This window comes from Croceicoccus sp. YJ47, from assembly GCF_016745095.1.
GTDB lineage: Bacteria > Pseudomonadota > Alphaproteobacteria > Sphingomonadales > Sphingomonadaceae > Croceicoccus.
In genome coordinates this window covers 2,551,093-2,568,857 of the sequence record NZ_CP067087.1, presented here as the reverse complement: position 1 = coordinate 2,568,857, position 17,765 = coordinate 2,551,093, and the positions used below count along the sequence as shown (strand labels likewise).

Here is a 17,765-nt window from a genome sequence, read left to right as displayed (position 1 = left end):
CCCCATTTTAGGACTGCTACCGCTAAAATAATGATTGCGCTGCATTTCGTAAAATCACGAAGAGCAGACAGTATAGTTTCTTAAGAGATTAGACTGTCCAACCCACGCGCGAATCGCGCATTACATCAATCGCGATTGCGCCACCGCCGCCGCGATAAATCCGTCGAACAAGGGGTGCGGATCGAACGGGCGGCTTTTCAATTCGGGGTGAAACTGCACGCCGATGAACCACGGATGGTCCGGCCGCTCCACGATTTCGGGAAGGAGCCCGTCCGGCGACATGCCCGAAAATTGAAGGCCCTCGGCCTCCAGACGCTCGCGATAGGCGCCGTTCACCTCGTAGCGATGGCGATGACGTTCCGAAATCCGGGTCGTGCCATATTGCTGGGCGACACGGCTGCCCTCGGACAGATGCGCGGGATAGGCGCCCAGCCGCATCGTACCGCCAAGATCGCCGCCCGCCGCGCGCTTTTCCAGGCCTTCGGACGTCATCCACTCGGTAATGATGCCGACGACCGGCTCCGACGTTTCGCCAAATTCGGTGGACGAGGCCGCAGCCACGCCGGCGGTGTTCCGCGCCGCCTCGATACAGGCCATCTGCATGCCGAGGCAGATCCCGAAGAACGGCACCTTGCGTTCGCGGGCAAAGCGCACGCTTGCGATCTTGCCCTCGCTGCCGCGCTCGCCAAATCCGCCGGGCACCAGGATGCCGTGCAGCGGTTCGAGCTGCCCGACGATTTCGTCGTCGTCCTGCGCGAACAGTTCCGCATCGATCCAGCGCACGTTGACCTTCACCCGATTGGCCATCCCGCCATGGACGAGCGCCTCGTTCAGCGATTTATACGCATCGGGCAGGCCGACATATTTGCCGACCACGCCGATCGTGACCTCGCCCTCCGGATTTTCGAAGCGGTCGACGATGTCGGTCCAGCGCGACAGATCGGGCGCGGCGCTGTCGAGGTTGAAATGGCGCAGAACCTCCGCGTCCAGCCCCTCGGCATGATATTGCAGCGGCACGGCATAGATGCTGCTGGCATCGAGTGCGGGCACGACGGCTTCGGTTCGCACGTTGCAGAATTGCGCGATCTTGCGGCGCTCGCTTTCGGGCAGCGGGCGTTCGCAGCGGGTGAGCAGCATGTCCGGCTGCACGCCGAGGCTGGTGAGTTCGCGGACCGAGTGCTGCGTCGGCTTGGTCTTTAGCTCTACGGCCGCGCTGATGTAAGGAACCAGCGTGACGTGGATGGCGAGCGTATCCTCGCGCGGCATTTCGTTGCGAAGCTGCCGGATCGCCTCGATAAAGGGCAGCCCCTCGATATCGCCGACCGTGCCGCCGAATTCGCACAGGACAAAATCGAGCCCGTCCGTATCTGCGAGCGCGAATTGCTTGATCGCGTCGGTCACGTGGGGAATGACCTGCACCGTGGCGCCCAGGTAATCGCCGCGCCGTTCGCGCGCGATGATCGACTGATAGATACGGCCCGAGGTGATATTGTCGCTCTGATGCGCGGACACGCCGGTAAAGCGTTCGTAATGGCCGAGGTCGAGATCGGTTTCCGCCCCGTCGTCGGTGACGAAGACCTCGCCATGCTGATACGGGCTCATCGTGCCGGGATCGACGTTGAGATAGGGATCGAACTTGCGAATCCGGACCTTGTAGCCGCGCGCCTGAAGCAACGCCGCAAGGCTTGCCGCCATCAGCCCCTTGCCGAGCGAGGAGACCACGCCGCCGGTGATGAAAATGTACCGCGCCATGGGATTTGGCCCTTACTGCAATGCGCGGCCCCGCCGCAAGCCTTCGCTGCGGCAGGGTCGCGGTTTCGTCGATGAAGATGCGGGAAAGCGCGAATGTCCGCGCCCGCCCGCCCGGATGGAATTACTGACCCGCCAGCGGATCGTCGTTCGCCGGCGCAGGCGCCGGTTCGGCCGCAGGCGCCGCGCCCGCTCCGCCAAGGGGATCCGCAGGCGCCGAGGGCAGCGAGCGATCGAGCGAGGTATCGACGGAGCTGACCGAGGTCGCCTCCACCGAAACGGCCGCCAGAATGATCGAAAGCACCACGAACAGCACCGCAAGGATCGCCGTCGCCCGCGTCAGGAAATCGGCCGCGCCGCGCGCCGACATGAGGCCCGACGGACTGCCGCCCACGCCCAGCCCGCCGCCTTCGCTGCGCTGCATGAGGATGACCCCCACAAGAGCCGCACCGACCAGAGCCTGCACGATCGTCAGAAAGAAAAATAGCGTCATCGGATTTCGATCAACCTGTCATCCACGAACGGGGCACGTCGTGCCATTGGCGCCGCCCTTACCCCCTCGGGTGCGAAGGTGCAACCGGCGGCGTGCGGATCAAAGCTCGACCGCGGCGGAGATGATCGGCACGAATCCGTCTACCGAAAGACTCGCCCCGCCGACCAGCGCGCCGCCGACCTCGGCCACGGCGAGCAGTTCGGCGGCGTTTTCGCCCTTGACCGAACCGCCGTACAGGATGCGGACCTTTTCGCCCTTCTCGCCATATTTTTCGGTCAGCACGGTGCGCAGCCGTGCGTGCATGGCGGCAATATCGTCCACGGACGGCGTGCGCCCGGTCCCGATGGCCCACACCGGCTCATAGGCCACCGAAAGCCGCTCCGCCTCGCCGGGCAGCGAGGCGGCAAGCTGCGCCGCGACGACGCTTTCCGCATCGCCCGAATCGCGCTGCGCCTCGCTTTCGCCGACGCACACGATCACGCCCATGCCGGCGGCCTGCGCCGCCTCGGCCTTGCCCTTCACGTCGGCGTCGCTTTCGCCGTGGTCGGCGCGGCGTTCGGAATGGCCTACGATCACGAAGTCGCTGCCGGCCTCGCGCAGCATGGTTGCCGCGATGTCGCCCGTGTGGGCGCCCTTGTCGCTATAATGACAGTTCTGCGCGCCGACGCCGACGAACTCGACCGTCTCGCGCATGGCGGCGATCAGCGTGGCGGGCGGCGCGATGGCCACCTCCACCTTGGGGAGACGCTGTGCGGCGCGGTCGATGGCGCGCGCTTCGGACAACGCGGCCCGCATGCCGTTCATCTTCCAGTTGCCGACGATGTAGGGGCGCTGGGACATCATGTCTCTTTCTTTGAGATATTCCGTAAAAAGCAAGCCGAGCGCCGCTAGCCCAAGCGAGGGTTCCTGTCAAAGCCGCGACGCGTCCGGATGCGCCCCGTCATGGGACAGGTCGCCACCGGACAATTCGGCCCGCGAATGGCGCCTGATGTATTGCGACGGCGCGCATCCCCGTCTAAGGCGCGTGTTCGATCGCGATCCTTTTTTCGCGGGCCTTTTTTCGCGGGCCTGTTGGCGCGCGACATAAAGGCACACGGAAATAACAGGCAGGCTGTCTCTTCATGATCCAGGGTTTTCGCAAGATATTCCAGTCCAGGATCGGCCTGGCGCTCGTTCTCGCCTTTGTCGGGCTCATCGCGCTCGCCTTTGCCAGCGCGGATGTCACAGGCTTCGGTTTTGGCGGCGTTGCGGGGACCGAACGGGCCGCGACCGTCGGCGACGAACGGATCACGACCGCCGATCTGCGCGGCGCGATCACCAGCGCCTATGAAGCGGCGCGGCAGCAGAACCCGGAACTTTCGCTCGACGAATTTCTATCCACAGGGGCGGTGGACGAAATCCTGGATCAGCTCATCGCGCGGGCCGCGCTCTACGATTTCGGGCGTCAGGCCGGCGTGCGCATCGGCGATTCGCTCATCGGGAGCGAATTGACGCAGATCCCCGCGTTTCAGGGCGCGGACGGCAATTTCAACGAACAGGCCTATCGCCAGGCGCTGCAAGGGGCCGGGATTTCCGATTCGATGCTGCGCAAGGATGTCGAAAACGGGCTGGTCGCGCGCATGATGCTGTCGGCAACTACGGTGGGCACGGAATCGCCCCGCATCCTGGCCGAACGCTATGCCGGCATGCTGAACGAAACACGCAAGGGTTCGATCGCGCTTCTGCCCGCGATCGCCTTTGCCGGCGATGCCGAGGTTTCCGATGCAACGCTGAAGGAATTTCTGGCCGAGAACCGCGCCGATTACCTGCTGCCCGAACGGCGCACGATCCGCTATGCCGTGCTGAACGCCGAAGGGCTGGGCGAGATCACCGCGAGCGAGGCGGAAATCGCGGCGCGCTATCGCGAGAACGCGGCCCAATATCGCGGCAGCGAACGGCGCACGCTGACGCAGCTCGTCCTGCCGACCGAAGCCGCCGCCAATGCGATCGTCCAATCGGTCAATGGCGGCGCCACGCTCGCCGCCGCGGCAAGCCAGGCTGGCCTCGGCACGACGCAGATCGCCCCCGAAAGCCGGGCCGCGCTCGCCTCCTCCGCCTCCCCCGCCGTCGCGCAGGCCGCTTACGAGGCGCAGCGCGGCGCGCTCGTCGGGCCGGTGCGCGGGCCGCTGGGCTGGTACGTGCTGCGGCTGGACGGCGTCGACCGGACCGAGGACCGCAGCCTCGCCTCCGTTCGCGGTGAGCTGGAACAGGCGATCGTGCAGGGTAAGCGCCGCGAAGCGCTCGCCAATCGCGCCGCCGAGGTGGAAGAGCGGCTGTCGTCCGGCGCCAGCCTTGCCGAGGTTGCGCGCATGCTGGGCGCCGAGGTGCAGACCACCGGGCCGGTGCTCGAAGACGGCACGCTTTATCAAAGCGAGGCCGAACTTCCCGCCGATGTCGCGCGCGTCGTGCCGACGATCTACGCCATGGACGCCACGAGCGATCCGCAGATCGCCGCCGGCGCCAATGGCGAAACCTACATCATCTTCGCCCCCGGCAAGATCACCCGGTCCGCCCCGCCCGCCTTTGCCGAGCTACGCCCGACGCTGCGCAACGATTATCGCCGGGAGCAGGGCAATATCGCGGCCAGGCGCGCCGCCGACAACGTCCTGAAGGCGATGAAGGGCGGCAAGACGCTGGCGCAGGCGCTCGCCGCGCTCGATCAGAACGTGCCGCCGCCCAACCCGATCAGCCTGTCGCGCCGTCAGCTTATGGCGAGCGGACAGCAGGTGCCGCCGCCGCTCGCGCTGATGTTCACCATGGCCGAGGGATCGGAAAAGCGGATCGAGGCGCCGCAAAATGGCGGCTGGTTCATCGTGGCGCTCGACGATATCGAAACGCCGGAACTGGACGCGGACGATCCGCTGATCGAATCCACGCGCGGGGAACTCGCGACATTGCGCGGCAACGAATATGCCGAGCAGCTCAACCGCGCGATCCGCAATTCGCGCGATATCCGCCGCAACGACAACGTCATCGCCGCCGTGCGCGAACAGCTCGCCGGGTCGCGCTGATCCGATGGTGGCGGCAGGAACGAGCAACGGGCGGGATCACGACGAACGGGCGCGCGACAATTTGCGGGCGGGAAAATCCGGCGTGGTCTGGCGCCGCATCATCGCCGATTGCGAAACTCCGGTGGGCGCCGCGGTCAAGCTGATGCAGGCGGAGCGCGGCGATTTCCTGCTCGAATCGGTGGAAGGCGGGGAAATACGCGGGCGCTACAGCCTCATCGGGCTGGACCCCGATCTCGTCTTTCGCGCGAAGGGGACCGGCGCCGAAATCAATCGCGACTGGCGGCGGGATCGCGACGGTTTCGCCGCGATGGACACAGGCCCGCTCGACAGCCTGCGCTCGCTGGTGGCCGAATGCACGTTCGACATGCCGGACGACTTGCCCCCGGCGCTTGCCTGCCTCGTCGGGTATTTCGGGTATGAAACCATCGGCCTTGTCGAAACGGTAAGCCGGCCCGCACCCAATCCGCTCGACCTGCCCGACATGCTGTTCGTGCGGCCGACGGTCCTGCTCGTGTTCGACAGCTTGATGGATGCGGTGTTCTGCATCGCGCCGGTGTGGGCAGGCGATGCGGCGGACGATGCCGTCGCCGTCGCGGTGGAACGGGTGGAAACCTGCCTAGCACGGCTTGCAGGTGCCCGCCTTCCCCGCAGCGATGCCGAGCCGTTCCATCCCGAGATCGCGGCGACGCCCTGCGTGCCCGCCGAAACCTATCGGGACATGGCGCTCCGGGCGAAGGAGTACATCACCGCCGGCGATATTTTTCAGGTCGTTCTGGCGCAGCGTTTCACGACGCCGTTCGAACTGCCGCCGCTGGCGCTCTATCGCGCATTGCGGCGGATCAACCCCTCGCCCTTTCTCTATTTCCTCGACCTTCCCGGCTTTGCGCTTACCGGGTCCAGCCCGGAAATCCTCGTGCGGGTCCGCGACGGCGAGGTCACGATCCTAGGATTGCCGGAACCCGCCCGCGCGGCGACACGCCGCAGCGCGATGCCGCCAACCGCGCCGAACTGCTCGCCGATCCGAAAGAACGGGCCGAGCATCTCATGCTGCTCGACCTCGGGCGCAACGACGTGGGCCGCGTGGCGCGAGCCGGAACGGTGGAGGTGACCGACAGCTACGCGGTCGAGAATTACTCCCACGTGATGCATATCGTATCGAACGTGGTCGGCAGGCTGGATGCAAGGCACGACGCGGTCGATGCGCTGTTCGCGGGGTTTCCGGCCGGCACGGTAAGCGGTGCGCCCAAGGTCCGCGCGTGTCAGATCATCGCGGAGCTGGAGCCGGAAACGCGCGGCGCCTATGCGGGCGGGGTCGGCTATTTCGCGCCGGATGGCTCGGTCGACAGCTGCATCGTGCTGCGCACCGCCGTGGTGAAGGACGGGACCATGCACGTGCAGGCCGGCGCCGGCATTGTCGCCGACAGCGACCCCGCCGCCGAACAGCGCGAATGCGAGGCGAAATCGGGCGCGCTGTTCGCCGCGGCGCGCGAAGCGGTCCGCATGGCGGGAGAGCCGGACTACGGGCAGTGACCGCCGCAAGGCTCGGCATTGTCACGGTCCTGATCGCGCTGTCCGCATGCGGGGGGCAGGACGCACCCGAACAGACCGCACCCCCATGCCGGACCGAACGGTTCGAGGGCCAGCGCTTCACCCATTGCATCGCCGATCCCGAACGGCACGAAATTGCGCTCTATCTCGACGGCGCGGATGGCCGTCCGCTCGAACGGTTCGGGGCGCTGCGCGATCTTCTGGGCGATGTGGCGGGCACGATCGCCTTTGCCATGAATGCGGGCATGTATGGCGAGGATCTGCGCCCCATCGGCCTTTTCGTCACCGATGGCGAGGAGCGCGTCCCGCTCAACCGCAATGCGGGGCCGGGCAATTTTCACATGGCTCCCAATGGCGTGTTCTATGCCGACGATGCGGGATGGCACGTGGCGACCACGGCGGATTATGCGGCGCGCAGCCCCAGGCCGCGGATCGCCACGCAATCGGGGCCGATGCTGGTGATCGCCGGCAAGCTGCATCCGGATTTCAGCGAAAACGGACCCTCCCGCCACTTTCGCAACGGTGTGGGCGTCGATGCGGACGGAAACGCCCATTTCGTGATCAGCGACGACATGGTGTCCTTCTACCGCTTCGCCCGGTTCTTTCGCGATGTCGCAAAAACACCCGATGCGCTCTATCTCGATGGGGCGGTTTCGGGATTGTGGGACCCTGCGGGCGAACGAATGGATGCCGCCCCGCCGCTTGGCCCCTTGATCGCAGTGCGCAACTCCGCAAAGGCAGAGCCATGATCCTCGTCATCGACAATTACGACAGCTTCACCTGGAACCTCGTCCATTATTTGATGGAGATGGGCGGCGAGGTCGAGGTCGTGCGCAACGACGCCATCACCGCCGCCGGTGCGATGGCAAGCGGGGCGTCCGGCTTCCTCCTCTCCCCCGGCCCGTGCACCCCGAACGAGGCGGGGGTGAGCCTCGATCTCGTCGCGGCATGCGCCGATGCGGGGCGCCCGCTGCTCGGCGTGTGCCTCGGCCATCAGGCGATCGGTCAGCATTTCGGCGGCACGGTGGTGCGCGGCGGCTTGATGCATGGCAAGACATCGCCGGTGACGCATCACGCGGACGGCGTCTTTGCCGGGCTGCCCTCGCCCTTCATCGCGACCCGTTACCACAGCCTCGTGGTGGAGGACGTGCCGGACTGCCTCGTCGTGAACGCATGGACCCCGCGGCCCGAACAGGACGGCATCCACGCGATGGGATTTCGCCACCGCGACCTGCCCATCCATGGCGTGCAGTTTCATCCCGAAAGCATCGCGACCGAAAACGGCCATGCCCTGCTCGCTAATTTCCTGCGCATGTGCGGCATTGCGGCGACCGTGCCGGCAAGGGTGACGGGATGACGCTCTCGCTCCTCGAAACGAGTGAACTGTTCGGGCGGATGCTCGACGGGTTGATGCCGGACACCGACATTGCCGACACGCTCGTCATGCTGGCCGAGCGGGGCGAAACGGCGGAGGAAATCGCGGGCGCCGCCACCGCCATGCGCGAACGGATGCTGCCGGTCGCCGCGGTCGAGGGGGCCATCGACGTTTGCGGCACCGGCGGCGATGGGCAACACAGCCTGAACGTGTCGACGGCGGTGGCGCTGGTCGTGGCGGCGGCGGGTGTGCCGGTGGCGAAACATGGCAACCGCGCCGCGTCGAGCAAGGCGGGCGGTGCCGATACGCTGGAAACATTGGGCCTCGACCTCGCGCGGGCGGGGCACCGCGCCGAAGCCACGCTGCCCGACCTCGGCATCGCGTTCCTGTTTGCGCAGGCCCACCATCCCGCGCTCGCCCGGATTGCCCCCATTCGCCGCGAACTGGGCCGCCGCACGATCTTCAACCTCATCGGTCCGCTCGCCAATCCGGCGGGCGTGCGGCGGCAATTGATCGGCGTCGCGCGGCCGGAATTCGTGCCCACCTATGCCGATGCGATGCGCCTGCTCGGCACGGAGCGTGCGCTGATCGTTTCGGGGATGGAGGGGCTCGACGAATTGTCGATCGCCGGGCCGAGCCGGGTTGCGACGATCGGCATGGATGTGCCGGACACGCTGACGCCTGCCGATGCCGGCCTGCCGACCCATCCGCTCGATGCCATTCGCGGCGGCGATGCGGTGTATAACGCCGACGCGCTCCGGCGGCTGGTCATGGGCGAAAAGGGCGCCTATCGCGATGCGGTCGTGCTGAACGCTGGCGCCGCTTTGTGGATTGCGGGCATGGTCGGCGACCTCGGCGCAGGGGCGGAGGAAGCGGGCGAAACCATCGACAAGGGGCTGGCGAACGCGCTCCTCAATTGCTGGATCGACACGGTCAAATGACGAACAAGCTCATCGAAATCTGCGATAATACCCGGGCGCAGCTTGCCCAGCGCAAGAAGGAAAGCGCGATCGATGCGCTCGACCTCGCGGCGCGGGGGCGGGAACCTGTGCGCGGCTTCGAAAGCCGTCTGCGCGAAGCGGCGCGCGACGGGTTCGGCCTCATCGCCGAAATCAAACGCGCTTCCCCGTCCAAGGGCTTGATAAGACAGGATTTCGACCCCGAATCCCATGCGCGCGATTATGCCGCCGGGGGCGCGAGCTGTCTGTCCGTGCTGACCGACGAAACCTATTTTCAGGGGCACGCCGACTATCTCGTTGCTGCGCGGCAGGCCTGCTCCCTCCCCGTGCTGCGCAAGGATTTCATGGTCGATCCGTGGCAGGTGGCAGAGGCGCGGGCCATGGGGGCCGATGCGATCCTGATCATCGTCGCCGCGCTCGACGACGGGCAGATGGCGGAGATCGAGGCCGCCGCCCTCGAACGCGGCATGGATGTCCTGATCGAGGTGCATGACGAGGACGAGATGGAGCGCGCGCTGCGGCTGCGCTCGCGATTGTTGGGCGTGAACAATCGCGATCTGCGCAGTTTTGTGACCGATCTTGGCGTGACCGAACGACTGGCTGCCCTCGCCCCGGCCGATGCGTTGCTCGTCGGGGAAAGCGGCATCGCGACCCACGCCGATTGCGAGCGTCTCGCGCAGAGCGGCGTGCGCTGTTTCCTCGTCGGCGAAAGCCTCATGCGGCAAGACGACGTGGAGGGTGCGACCCGGCGCCTGCTCCACGGATGAGCGGGCTCACCCATCTCGATGCCGAGGGCAATGCCCGCATGGTCGATGTCGGCGCCAAGCCGGTGACCCGCCGGGTTGCAACCGCATCGGGCCGGATCGTCATGTCGGCAGAGGCGCGCGATGCGATCCGGCAAGGCACGGTCAAGAAGGGCGATGTGCTTGCCACCGCGCGGATCGCGGGCATCATGGCGGCAAAACGCACGGGCGACCTTATCCCGCTGTGTCATCCGCTCGGCCTTGATTCCGTGCAGGTCGATTTCGCATGGGAAAGCGATGCCCTGCGCGTGACGGCAACGGCCTCCATCTTTGCGAAAACCGGCATTGAAATGGAAGCGATTACAGCATGCTGTGTCGCATTGATGACAATCTACGACATGGCAAAGGCCATCGACAAGGGCATGGTCATCGACGCGGTCCGGCTGATCGCGAAGGATGGCGGCAAATCGGGTCGCTGGCGAGCCGAAGGGTTCGAGGATTTCGAACCGTGATGCCGTTGCTCGACCTCGAAGAGGCGCAGCGAAGGCTCCTCGCCATGGCCGCGCCGACACAGGGCGAGACGATTGCCGTCGAGGCCGCCGCCGGGCGCTATCTCGCCGCCCCGCTCCTTGCGCAAAGGACACAGCCGTCGGACCCGCTTTCGGCGATGGACGGGTGGGCGGTGCGAGCCGCCGACATGCCCGGCCCGTGGACCATTATCGGGGAAAGCGCGGTAAGCCATCCCTTTGCCGGCGACATCGACGCGGGCCATGCGGTGCGCATTTCGACCGGCGCCATCGTCCCGCCGGGCGCGGATGCGGTGCTGGTGCAGGAAGAATGCCGCCGCGATGGTGATACGCTGCATTTCGAAGGAACGCCGCCCGATCCGCTTGCCCGCCATATCCGGCCGCGCGGGCTGGATTTTACGGAAGATGCGGTTCTTCTGGACGCTGGCGCGCGGTTGAGCCCGGCCGCGCTCGCGCTCGCGATTGGCGGGGGGCATGGCACGGTGCCGGTGCGCCGCCGCCCGCGCGTGACCATCATCGATTGCGGCGATGAATTGCGCGCGCCGGGCGAACCGCTCGGTCCGGGTGATTTGCCGGCCAGCAACGGGCCGATGCTGGCCGCGATGTGTGGCGAACTGCCCTGCGATGTGACGCGCCGCGGACCCATTGGGGACGAGCGCGAGGCGCTCATCACCGCGTTCGGAGCGGCGGACGATGCCGATCTGGTGATTACCAGCGGGGGCGCATCGGTCGGGGATCACGATCTGATCCGGCCGACGCTGGAATCGATCGGTGCGGAACTCGCATTCTGGCGCGTGGCGATGAAGCCGGGCAAGCCGGTGATGGTCGCACGCCGGGAACGGCAGATCGTCCTCGGCCTGCCGGGCAATCCGGTTTCCTGCTTCGTCACGGCGTTTCTGTTTGCCCTGCCCCTGATCCGCGCGATGAATGGCTGCACCGCCCCCCTCCCCACCCGGCAGGTGATGCCGATACGCGGTTCGCTCGGACCGACGGGGAAAAGAGCGGAATTCATTCGCGCGCGCATTCGCGACGGCGCGGCCGAACCGCTGCGGCTCCAGGATAGTGGCGCGATCGCTCCCTTGGCCATGGCGGATGCGTTGATCATTCGTCCGGCACACGCAAAAAGCATCCAAAATGGAGCCGAAGTGTCTATTTTTCGCCTATATGGTTAGAAGGGCGATTGACGGCGTTCCGTTTGTTGCCTAACTGTTCCTTATTCGTTCACGGATTGATTTCGTAGAACAGGAGGAACGAACCAATGCTCACGCGCAAGCAGCATGAATTGCTGGTGTTTATTCAGGATCGGCTCGACGAAACCGGGATCTCCCCCTCATTTGAGGAGATGAAGGACGCCATCGACCTGAAGTCGAAATCGGGTGTGCATCGGCTCATTTCCGCATTGGAAGAGCGTGGCTTCATCCGCCGCCTCCCCAACCGCGCCCGCGCACTCGAGGTGATACGCCAGACCGATCGTGCCGGCGCCGCCTCGAAGGAAGAGCCTGGAACCGTCGTATCCCTGAACCGCAAGGGTGGCACGCCTGCACCCGCGAATGATGTCGTCGAGATCCCGCTGCATGGCCGGATTGCCGCCGGCATGCCGATCGAGGCGCTGGAGGATCAGCAGATGCTGCCCGTGCCGGCCGCATTGCTCGGTGCGGGTGAGCATTATGCGCTCGAAGTGTCGGGCGATTCCATGATCGAGGCCGGGATCTTCGATGGCGATTTCGCGCTTGTCCGCCGCACCGAAGAGGCGCGCGATGGGGAGATTATCGTCGCACTTGTGCATGGTGTGGAAGCGACATTGAAATATCTGCACCGCGATGCCGGAAAGGTCAGGCTTGATCCTGCAAACGCAGCGTATGAGGCGCAGGTTTACGACGCTCGCGATGTGCAGGTGCAAGGGCGCCTTGCCGGGCTCCTGCGGCGGTATCACTAAGAGGAAGTCGTTAAGCCGAGAAAGGCGCCTGCGTCATTTCATCGCCTGTGCCGCTGCCCCGCTCCGGCGCCACCCATGCCCATCGCGAGGATTTCGGGCATAGGCGATCGCCCCGCTCTCGAAATCGTAGGTCATGCCGCCCCTGCGCGTAAGCAGGGCACGATCCGCCTTCAAGATGCGCGGCCTGCATGCGCCGGGCAGTTTCCATTCGGCGATCACGATATCGCTGTCCGCACATGCCGTGACCATCGCCCTGTAATCGACGGTCGCCCGGCGCTGCGACACCATGATGCGCCGTTGTCGCATTTCGAACCGGCAAAAGGCCCGGTTGCATTCCGCCCCGGGAATATCCCTGAGCTTGGCGTAGTTGCCGACGTCCGGATCGACACCCGCCTGTTCGAGCAGCGCATCGCGCGTAAACCCGGCGCGGTCGCGTAACAGGTAGATCCGTCCGCCCTCGTCCGCGATGGCGACATGCCGGCCTTCCGCCGCGATCATGAGATCGGGCGCGGGCTGCATCGCCAGCATGACGACGCCCGTGCCCATCGGAATCAACCCGTACAATCGGATGCCCCCCGACCACAGCGCACACCAGAAAAACCCCGCGGCAAAGAGAAGGATGGACCATAACGGCGGCTGCGCCCGCAGGATCACCGAATTTTCCGAGCCGGAAGCGAGGAACGCAATTTCGATCAGCGCCTGCAGCGCCCACCCCGTTGCCATCCACACCGGGCCGCCCAAGCCTATGAGGTCGAGCGTGAGCGACAGGCCGAGCAACGGCATCACCAGCGCGGTCGTCAGCGGAATTGCGACCAGATTGGCGAACGGCCCGAACACCCCGGTGCGATGAAAGTGAAAGAGGACGAGCGGCGACAGGCATGCCTCGACCACCAATCCCGTCAGGAAGAGAGCCACGACCGGCCTCCACCACCCGCGCCCCTCTTCGCGCCGGGCGAGGAAATCCTGCATTCCCGCGCTGTTGTGGAAGGCGACGATGGCGACCACGGCGGCAAAGCTGAATTGAAAGGACGGGCCGACCACCGCCTCCGGCCAGAAGAACATGATCGTCATCGCCGCAATCGCGATCAGGCGCAGGGAAAGCGCCTGCCGCCCGATCGACAGCGCGAACAGGACGAGAAACGACGCGATGCACGCACGGATCGTCGGCAACGCAGCACCGGTGAGCAAGGTGTAGCCGAGCGCCGCCCCCGCCCCCACGGCCCCCGCCAGGATCGGCAGCCGCCAGCGCAACGCGACCGCGGGAAACAGCCCGCCGATCCGCATCACCACGAACCAGGCGATCGCCACCACCGCCCCGACGTGCAGGCCGCTGATCGAAAGCAAATGCGCGAGCCCGGCATCGCGCATCGCCTGCGCGCTGATCTCGTCGATGGCGCCGCGGTCGCCGCTCGCCAGCGTGGCGCCGATGGCGACGGCGGCGGGGTCGATACCGGCGACCGTGCTCAACCTTTCACGCACATGACGGGCGAGATCGCGGCGCCACGCACCCAGCCCTGCGCCCTTTTCGGCTTCACTGGCGGCATCCCCGCCCTCCCCCGGCGTGAGCAGGCGCGGCGGGTCGAGCGCCGATCCCGTGGCTGCCACCCCATCGAACCATGCGACCCGCGCGAAATCGTAAGCGCCCGGCAACACCGGATGCGTCGGCGGGGTCAGCCGTGCGCGCACCGCGATATTGGCGCCTTCCCTCAGGAAAGGGCGGTCATCCTCCGCCTTGATATTGATGCGCGCGCGGATCGTCCGCTCCTCCCGCGGGTCGCGCGTCGCGATCAGCAGCCGCACGCGATTGCGCGAAGGCTGCTCCTCGCGCTCCAGCACGGTTGCCGTGATCGGCGCCACGACCGGCCCGCCGATGGGCTGCGTCCCGACAAGTTCGGACCGCGCCCAGATGAGCGCGAGCCCGACGGCAAACATCGTCGCCAGCCCGATTGCCGCACTGCGCACCAAAGCATGCGAACCATCGGGGGCGTGCGTGGCCACAACCCCGGCGATCACCCCGCAAATGCCGAGCGCGAGCAGCCATTCCGCCGCGCCCGGCAAAACGAACCAGGCCCCGATTCCCGCCAGCATCGCCACCGCGAGCCATGGCATACGCTCGAACGGCCGCGCGTTCAGAAAGGCTTCGACGCGGTTCAGCAGGCTGGACAAACTGCCGCGCTTGCCCCATTGCCGCAAACGCGAAGACGATGGCCCCGCGGCATGCGGCGCGCCATCCGGTTCGCCCGCAATCGGGATGCCGGATCGCCCATCGAAGGCGTCGGGTTTCGGAAATTGCGGCGCGACCATGGGATTATTGGATAGGAAGCGGCACCAGATGGCAAGCGGCAGCGTTACAGGCTCCACCGACAGTCCGGCGGACACGCCCGAGACCAAGCGCCCGGTGGTCACCCGATTTGCGCCTTCGCCCACCGGTTTCCTGCATATCGGCGGCGCACGGACCGCGCTGTTCAACTGGCTTTTCGCGCGCCATCACGGCGGCCGCGCGCTGCTCCGGATCGAGGATACCGACCGCGCCCGTTCGACCGAGGAGGCGATCGACGCGATTCTGGACGGGCTGGACTGGCTCGGCCTCGATTACGACGACCCGCCCGTGTTTCAGTCGCAGCGGGCCGAACGCCACGTCGCCGTCGCCAACCGTCTGCTCGATGCAGGGCACGCGTACAAATGCTATGCCACGGCCGAAGAGCTCGAACAGATGCGCGCCGAGCAGCGCGCGGCGAAGAAGCCGCTGCGTTACGATGGCCGCTGGCGTGACCGGGATCCCGCCGATGCGCCGGCGGATGCGCCCTATGTCGTGCGGCTGAAAACGCCGGAACAGGGCGAAAGCATCATCGACGACGCGGTGCAGGGCCGCGTGAAGGTCCGCAATTCCGAGATCGACGATTACGTGCTGCTGCGGTCCGACGGCACGCCGACCTACATGCTGGCCGTGGTGGTCGACGATCATGACATGGGCGTCACCCACGTGATCCGCGGCGACGATCATTTGAACAACGCCTTTCGCCAATTGCCGATCATTCACGCGATGAACGCGATCACCGGCGAATGGGCGGAACCGATCTATGCACATATCCCGCTCATCCACGGGGCGGACGGCGCTAAGCTGTCGAAACGGCACGGCGCGATGGGCGTCGATGCCTATCGCGACGAGATGGGCCTTCTTCCCGAAGCGGTGTCGAATTATCTGCTGCGTCTCGGCTGGGGTTATGGCGATCGCGAGATTATCGACCGGGACGAGGCGATCGCTTTGTTCGATCTGTCGGGCGTCGGCAGAAGCGCGTCCCGCTTCGACACGAAGAAGCTCGCCAATCTGAACGGCCATTACATGCGCGAGGCGGATGACGGCAGGCTCGCCGATCTTACCGCCCCCCGTATCGCCGCACTGGACGCGGGTTTCGACGCAGGGCGCGACCGCGACCTGCTCATCCAGGCGATGCCGTCGCTCAAGGCGCGGGCCAAGAACCTCGACGAGCTGGCCCAAGGCGCGCTGTTCCTGTTCCGCAACCGTCCGCTCCCCATGGACGAGAAGGCCGCCAACCTGCTCACCGACGATGCGCGGCAGCTTCTTGCCGACGCGCATGAAAGGCTGCTTGCGGCAGATGTCTGGACAAGCGAAAGCCTTGAAGCCAATCTGAAGCAGATGGCGGAGGAGCGCGCGCTTGGTCTTGGCAAGATCGCGCAACCTTTGCGTGCGGCGTTGACCGGGCAGGCGGTTTCGCCGGGAATTTTCGATGTTCTGGTCCTGCTCGGCCGCGAGGAGAGCCTGGCGCGTATCGCCGCGCAGGCCCCCGCCGCAGGGCAGACCGATACCAACCGTTGATTGATGAAGGAGAACACAAGTGGGCGACACTAACGCGACACTGAACGCCAAGGGCGATACGCACGATTTCGAGATCAAGAGCGGCACGCTCGGTCCCGATGTCGTCGACATCCGCAAGCTTTACGCCAATACCGGCATGTTCACATACGATCCGGGCTTCACCTCGACGGCGAGCTGCGATTCCGCGCTCACCTATATCGATGGCGAGGAAGGCGTGCTCCTGCACCGCGGCTACCCCATCGGTCAGCTTGCCGAACATTCCAGCTTCATGGAAGTCGCGCACCTGCTGCTCAACGGCGAATTGCCGAGCGCGGACGAGCTCGACGATTTCACCTACACCATCACGCGCCACACCATGCTGCACGATCAGCTGCGCCAGTTCTATCAGGGTTTCCGCCGCGATGCGCACCCGATGGCGATCATGTGCGGCGCGGTCGGCGCATTGTCCGCATTCTATCATGACAGCACCGACATTTCCGACCCGGAACATCGCAAGATCAGCTCGCACCGCCTGATCGCGAAGATGCCGACGATCGCGGCCATGGCGTACAAATACGCCATCGGTCAGCCTTTCATGCAGCCCGACAATTCGCTGTCCTACACCGGCAATTTCCTGCGCATGACCTTCGGCGTTCCAGCCGAGCAATACGAGGTGAACCCGGTCGTGGAGCGCGCGCTCGACCGTATCTTCATCCTGCACGCCGACCATGAACAGAACGCATCGACCTCGACCGTGCGTCTGGCCGGGTCGTCGGGCGCGAACCCCTTCGCCTGCATCGCGGCCGGCATCGCGTGTCTGTGGGGTCCGGCGCATGGCGGCGCGAACGAAGCCGCGCTCAACATGCTCCACGAAATCGGCACGCCGGACAAGATTCCCGAATATATCGCCCGTGCCAAGAACAAGGACGATCCGTTCCGCCTGATGGGTTTCGGCCACCGCGTGTACAAAAACTACGACCCGCGCGCGACCGTCATGCAGAAGACCGTGCGCGAGGTGTTCGAATCGCTGAACGTCTCCGACCCGGTGTTCGAAGTGGCCTTGCAGCTTGAGGAAATGGCATTGAACGACGATTATTTCGTCGAGAAGAAGCTCTTCCCCAATGTCGATTTCTATTCCGGCGTGATCCTCTCCGCGATCGGGTTCCCGACGACGATGTTCACCGCGCTGTTCGCACTCGCCCGCACGGTGGGCTGGGTCGCGCAATGGAACGAGATGATCTCCGATCCCGCACAGCGTATCGGCCGCCCGCGTCAGCTCTATACCGGCCCGGCGCAGCGCGACTACGTTCCCGTCGACAAGCGTTAAGGAGAACGGGCGGTGTTGCGCATCATCATGCAGGTGTTCGGCACCGCCCTCGTTCTCGTCGGCGGGCTGTGGACGCTTCAGGGGCTCGGCCTCGTGATGTGGCCGGCGGAAAGCTTCATGCTGGGGCAGGAAAGCTGGGCGGCTTATGGCGCGATCGCCATCGCGGTCGGGCTTGTGCTGCTCTGGCTGACGCGCAGGCGCACACCGCGCCGTTGACTGCGATTTGAACGAACCGGAAAGG

Annotated in this window: 15 protein-coding genes and 1 pseudogene; 12 read left to right on the top strand and 4 right to left on the bottom strand. The window is 65.7% G+C overall.

Annotated features, from left to right (window positions below; genetic code table 11):
* Positions 1–120 precede the first annotated feature (120 nt).
* From JD971_RS12515 to tpiA, 3 genes are all read right to left on the bottom strand, one after another.
* The gene (locus JD971_RS12515; protein WP_202083866.1) at positions 121–1,752 is read right to left on the bottom strand and encodes a CTP synthase; all 1,632 of its coding nucleotides are present in this window, start codon (positions 1,750–1,752) and stop codon (positions 121–123) included.
* A 121-nt stretch (positions 1,753–1,873) separates the two neighbouring features.
* Complete coding sequence (gene secG, locus JD971_RS12510; protein ID WP_202083864.1) at positions 1,874–2,242, bottom strand: preprotein translocase subunit SecG; 369 nt, start codon at positions 2,240–2,242, stop codon at positions 1,874–1,876.
* A 99-nt stretch (positions 2,243–2,341) separates the two neighbouring features.
* The gene (gene tpiA / locus JD971_RS12505) at positions 2,342–3,082 is read right to left on the bottom strand and encodes a triose-phosphate isomerase (protein ID WP_202087651.1); all 741 of its coding nucleotides are present in this window, start codon (positions 3,080–3,082) and stop codon (positions 2,342–2,344) included.
* A gap of 281 nt (positions 3,083–3,363) precedes the next feature.
* Here tpiA and JD971_RS12500 point away from each other — a divergent pair, with 281 nt between their 5' ends.
* The 9 genes and pseudogenes from JD971_RS12500 (at position 3,364) to lexA (ending at position 12,380) form a co-directional block, all read left to right on the top strand.
* The gene (locus tag JD971_RS12500; protein WP_202083862.1) at positions 3,364–5,292 is read left to right on the top strand and encodes a peptidylprolyl isomerase; all 1,929 of its coding nucleotides are present in this window, start codon (positions 3,364–3,366) and stop codon (positions 5,290–5,292) included.
* A 4-nt stretch (positions 5,293–5,296) separates the two neighbouring features.
* A pseudogene (locus tag JD971_RS12495) lies at positions 5,297–6,822 on the top strand (anthranilate synthase component I family protein).
* A complete protein-coding gene (locus JD971_RS12490) occupies positions 6,819–7,589 on the top strand; it encodes a phosphodiester glycosidase family protein (RefSeq protein ID WP_236672082.1) in 771 nt (256 codons plus the stop codon). Before JD971_RS12495 ends, JD971_RS12490 begins: the two are co-directional and overlap by 4 nt.
* Positions 7,586–8,197, top strand: a complete 612-nt coding sequence (locus tag JD971_RS12485) for an aminodeoxychorismate/anthranilate synthase component II (RefSeq protein ID WP_202083858.1) — start codon at positions 7,586–7,588, stop codon at positions 8,195–8,197. The genes JD971_RS12490 and JD971_RS12485 overlap by 4 nt, the downstream gene beginning before the upstream one ends.
* A complete protein-coding gene (gene trpD / locus JD971_RS12480; protein ID WP_202083856.1) occupies positions 8,194–9,156 on the top strand; it encodes an anthranilate phosphoribosyltransferase in 963 nt (320 codons plus the stop codon). Before JD971_RS12485 ends, trpD begins: the two co-directional genes overlap by 4 nt.
* Positions 9,153–9,941 (top strand): indole-3-glycerol phosphate synthase TrpC, encoded by a 789-nt coding sequence (trpC, locus tag JD971_RS12475; RefSeq protein ID WP_202083854.1) that lies wholly within the window; start codon positions 9,153–9,155, stop codon positions 9,939–9,941. The genes trpD and trpC overlap by 4 nt, the downstream gene beginning before the upstream one ends.
* Positions 9,938–10,429, top strand: a complete 492-nt coding sequence (gene moaC / locus JD971_RS12470; RefSeq protein ID WP_202083852.1) for a cyclic pyranopterin monophosphate synthase MoaC — start codon at positions 9,938–9,940, stop codon at positions 10,427–10,429. Before trpC ends, moaC begins: the two co-directional genes overlap by 4 nt.
* On the top strand, positions 10,429–11,616 hold the full coding sequence (locus JD971_RS12465; protein WP_202083850.1) for a molybdopterin molybdotransferase MoeA: 1,188 nt from the start codon (positions 10,429–10,431) through the stop codon (positions 11,614–11,616). The genes moaC and JD971_RS12465 overlap by 1 nt, the downstream gene beginning before the upstream one ends.
* A gap of 86 nt (positions 11,617–11,702) precedes the next feature.
* A complete protein-coding gene (gene lexA / locus JD971_RS12460) occupies positions 11,703–12,380 on the top strand; it encodes a transcriptional repressor LexA (RefSeq protein ID WP_202083848.1) in 678 nt (225 codons plus the stop codon).
* A gap of 33 nt (positions 12,381–12,413) precedes the next feature.
* Here the strand turns inward: lexA and JD971_RS12455 are convergent, their stop codons facing one another.
* Complete coding sequence (locus JD971_RS12455) at positions 12,414–14,684, bottom strand: ComEC/Rec2 family competence protein (protein WP_202083845.1); 2,271 nt, start codon at positions 14,682–14,684, stop codon at positions 12,414–12,416.
* Positions 14,685–14,712: 28 nt separating this feature from the next.
* Here JD971_RS12455 and gltX point away from each other — a divergent pair, with 28 nt between their 5' ends.
* Genes gltX through JD971_RS12440 form a run of 3 tightly spaced genes read left to right on the top strand, consistent with a single transcriptional unit; the run spans position 14,713 to position 17,740 of the window.
* A complete protein-coding gene (gltX, locus tag JD971_RS12450; RefSeq protein WP_202083843.1) occupies positions 14,713–16,218 on the top strand; it encodes a glutamate--tRNA ligase in 1,506 nt (501 codons plus the stop codon).
* 19 nt (positions 16,219–16,237) lie between these two features.
* The gene (locus tag JD971_RS12445) at positions 16,238–17,524 is read left to right on the top strand and encodes a citrate synthase (RefSeq protein WP_202083841.1); all 1,287 of its coding nucleotides are present in this window, start codon (positions 16,238–16,240) and stop codon (positions 17,522–17,524) included.
* A gap of 12 nt (positions 17,525–17,536) precedes the next feature.
* The gene (locus tag JD971_RS12440) at positions 17,537–17,740 is read left to right on the top strand and encodes a hypothetical protein (protein WP_366519887.1); all 204 of its coding nucleotides are present in this window, start codon (positions 17,537–17,539) and stop codon (positions 17,738–17,740) included.
* The last annotated feature ends 25 nt before the right edge of the window (positions 17,741–17,765 follow it).

Coding starts and splice junctions, on each gene's coding strand:
- JD971_RS12515 (WP_202083866.1), bottom strand. CDS start 1,752: ATGGCGCGGTACATTTTCATCACCGGCGGCGTGGTCTCCTCGCTCGGC.
- secG (WP_202083864.1), bottom strand. CDS start 2,242: ATGACGCTATTTTTCTTTCTGACGATCGTGCAGGCTCTGGTCGGTGCG.
- tpiA (WP_202087651.1), bottom strand. CDS start 3,082: ATGTCCCAGCGCCCCTACATCGTCGGCAACTGGAAGATGAACGGCATG.
- JD971_RS12500 (WP_202083862.1), top strand. CDS start 3,364: ATGATCCAGGGTTTTCGCAAGATATTCCAGTCCAGGATCGGCCTGGCG.
- JD971_RS12485 (WP_202083858.1), top strand. CDS start 7,586: ATGATCCTCGTCATCGACAATTACGACAGCTTCACCTGGAACCTCGTC.
- trpD (WP_202083856.1), top strand. CDS start 8,194: ATGACGCTCTCGCTCCTCGAAACGAGTGAACTGTTCGGGCGGATGCTC.
- trpC (WP_202083854.1), top strand. CDS start 9,153: ATGACGAACAAGCTCATCGAAATCTGCGATAATACCCGGGCGCAGCTT.
- moaC (WP_202083852.1), top strand. CDS start 9,938: ATGAGCGGGCTCACCCATCTCGATGCCGAGGGCAATGCCCGCATGGTC.
- JD971_RS12465 (WP_202083850.1), top strand. CDS start 10,429: ATGCCGTTGCTCGACCTCGAAGAGGCGCAGCGAAGGCTCCTCGCCATG.
- lexA (WP_202083848.1), top strand. CDS start 11,703: ATGCTCACGCGCAAGCAGCATGAATTGCTGGTGTTTATTCAGGATCGG.
- JD971_RS12455 (WP_202083845.1), bottom strand. CDS start 14,684: ATGGTCGCGCCGCAATTTCCGAAACCCGACGCCTTCGATGGGCGATCC.
- gltX (WP_202083843.1), top strand. CDS start 14,713: ATGGCAAGCGGCAGCGTTACAGGCTCCACCGACAGTCCGGCGGACACG.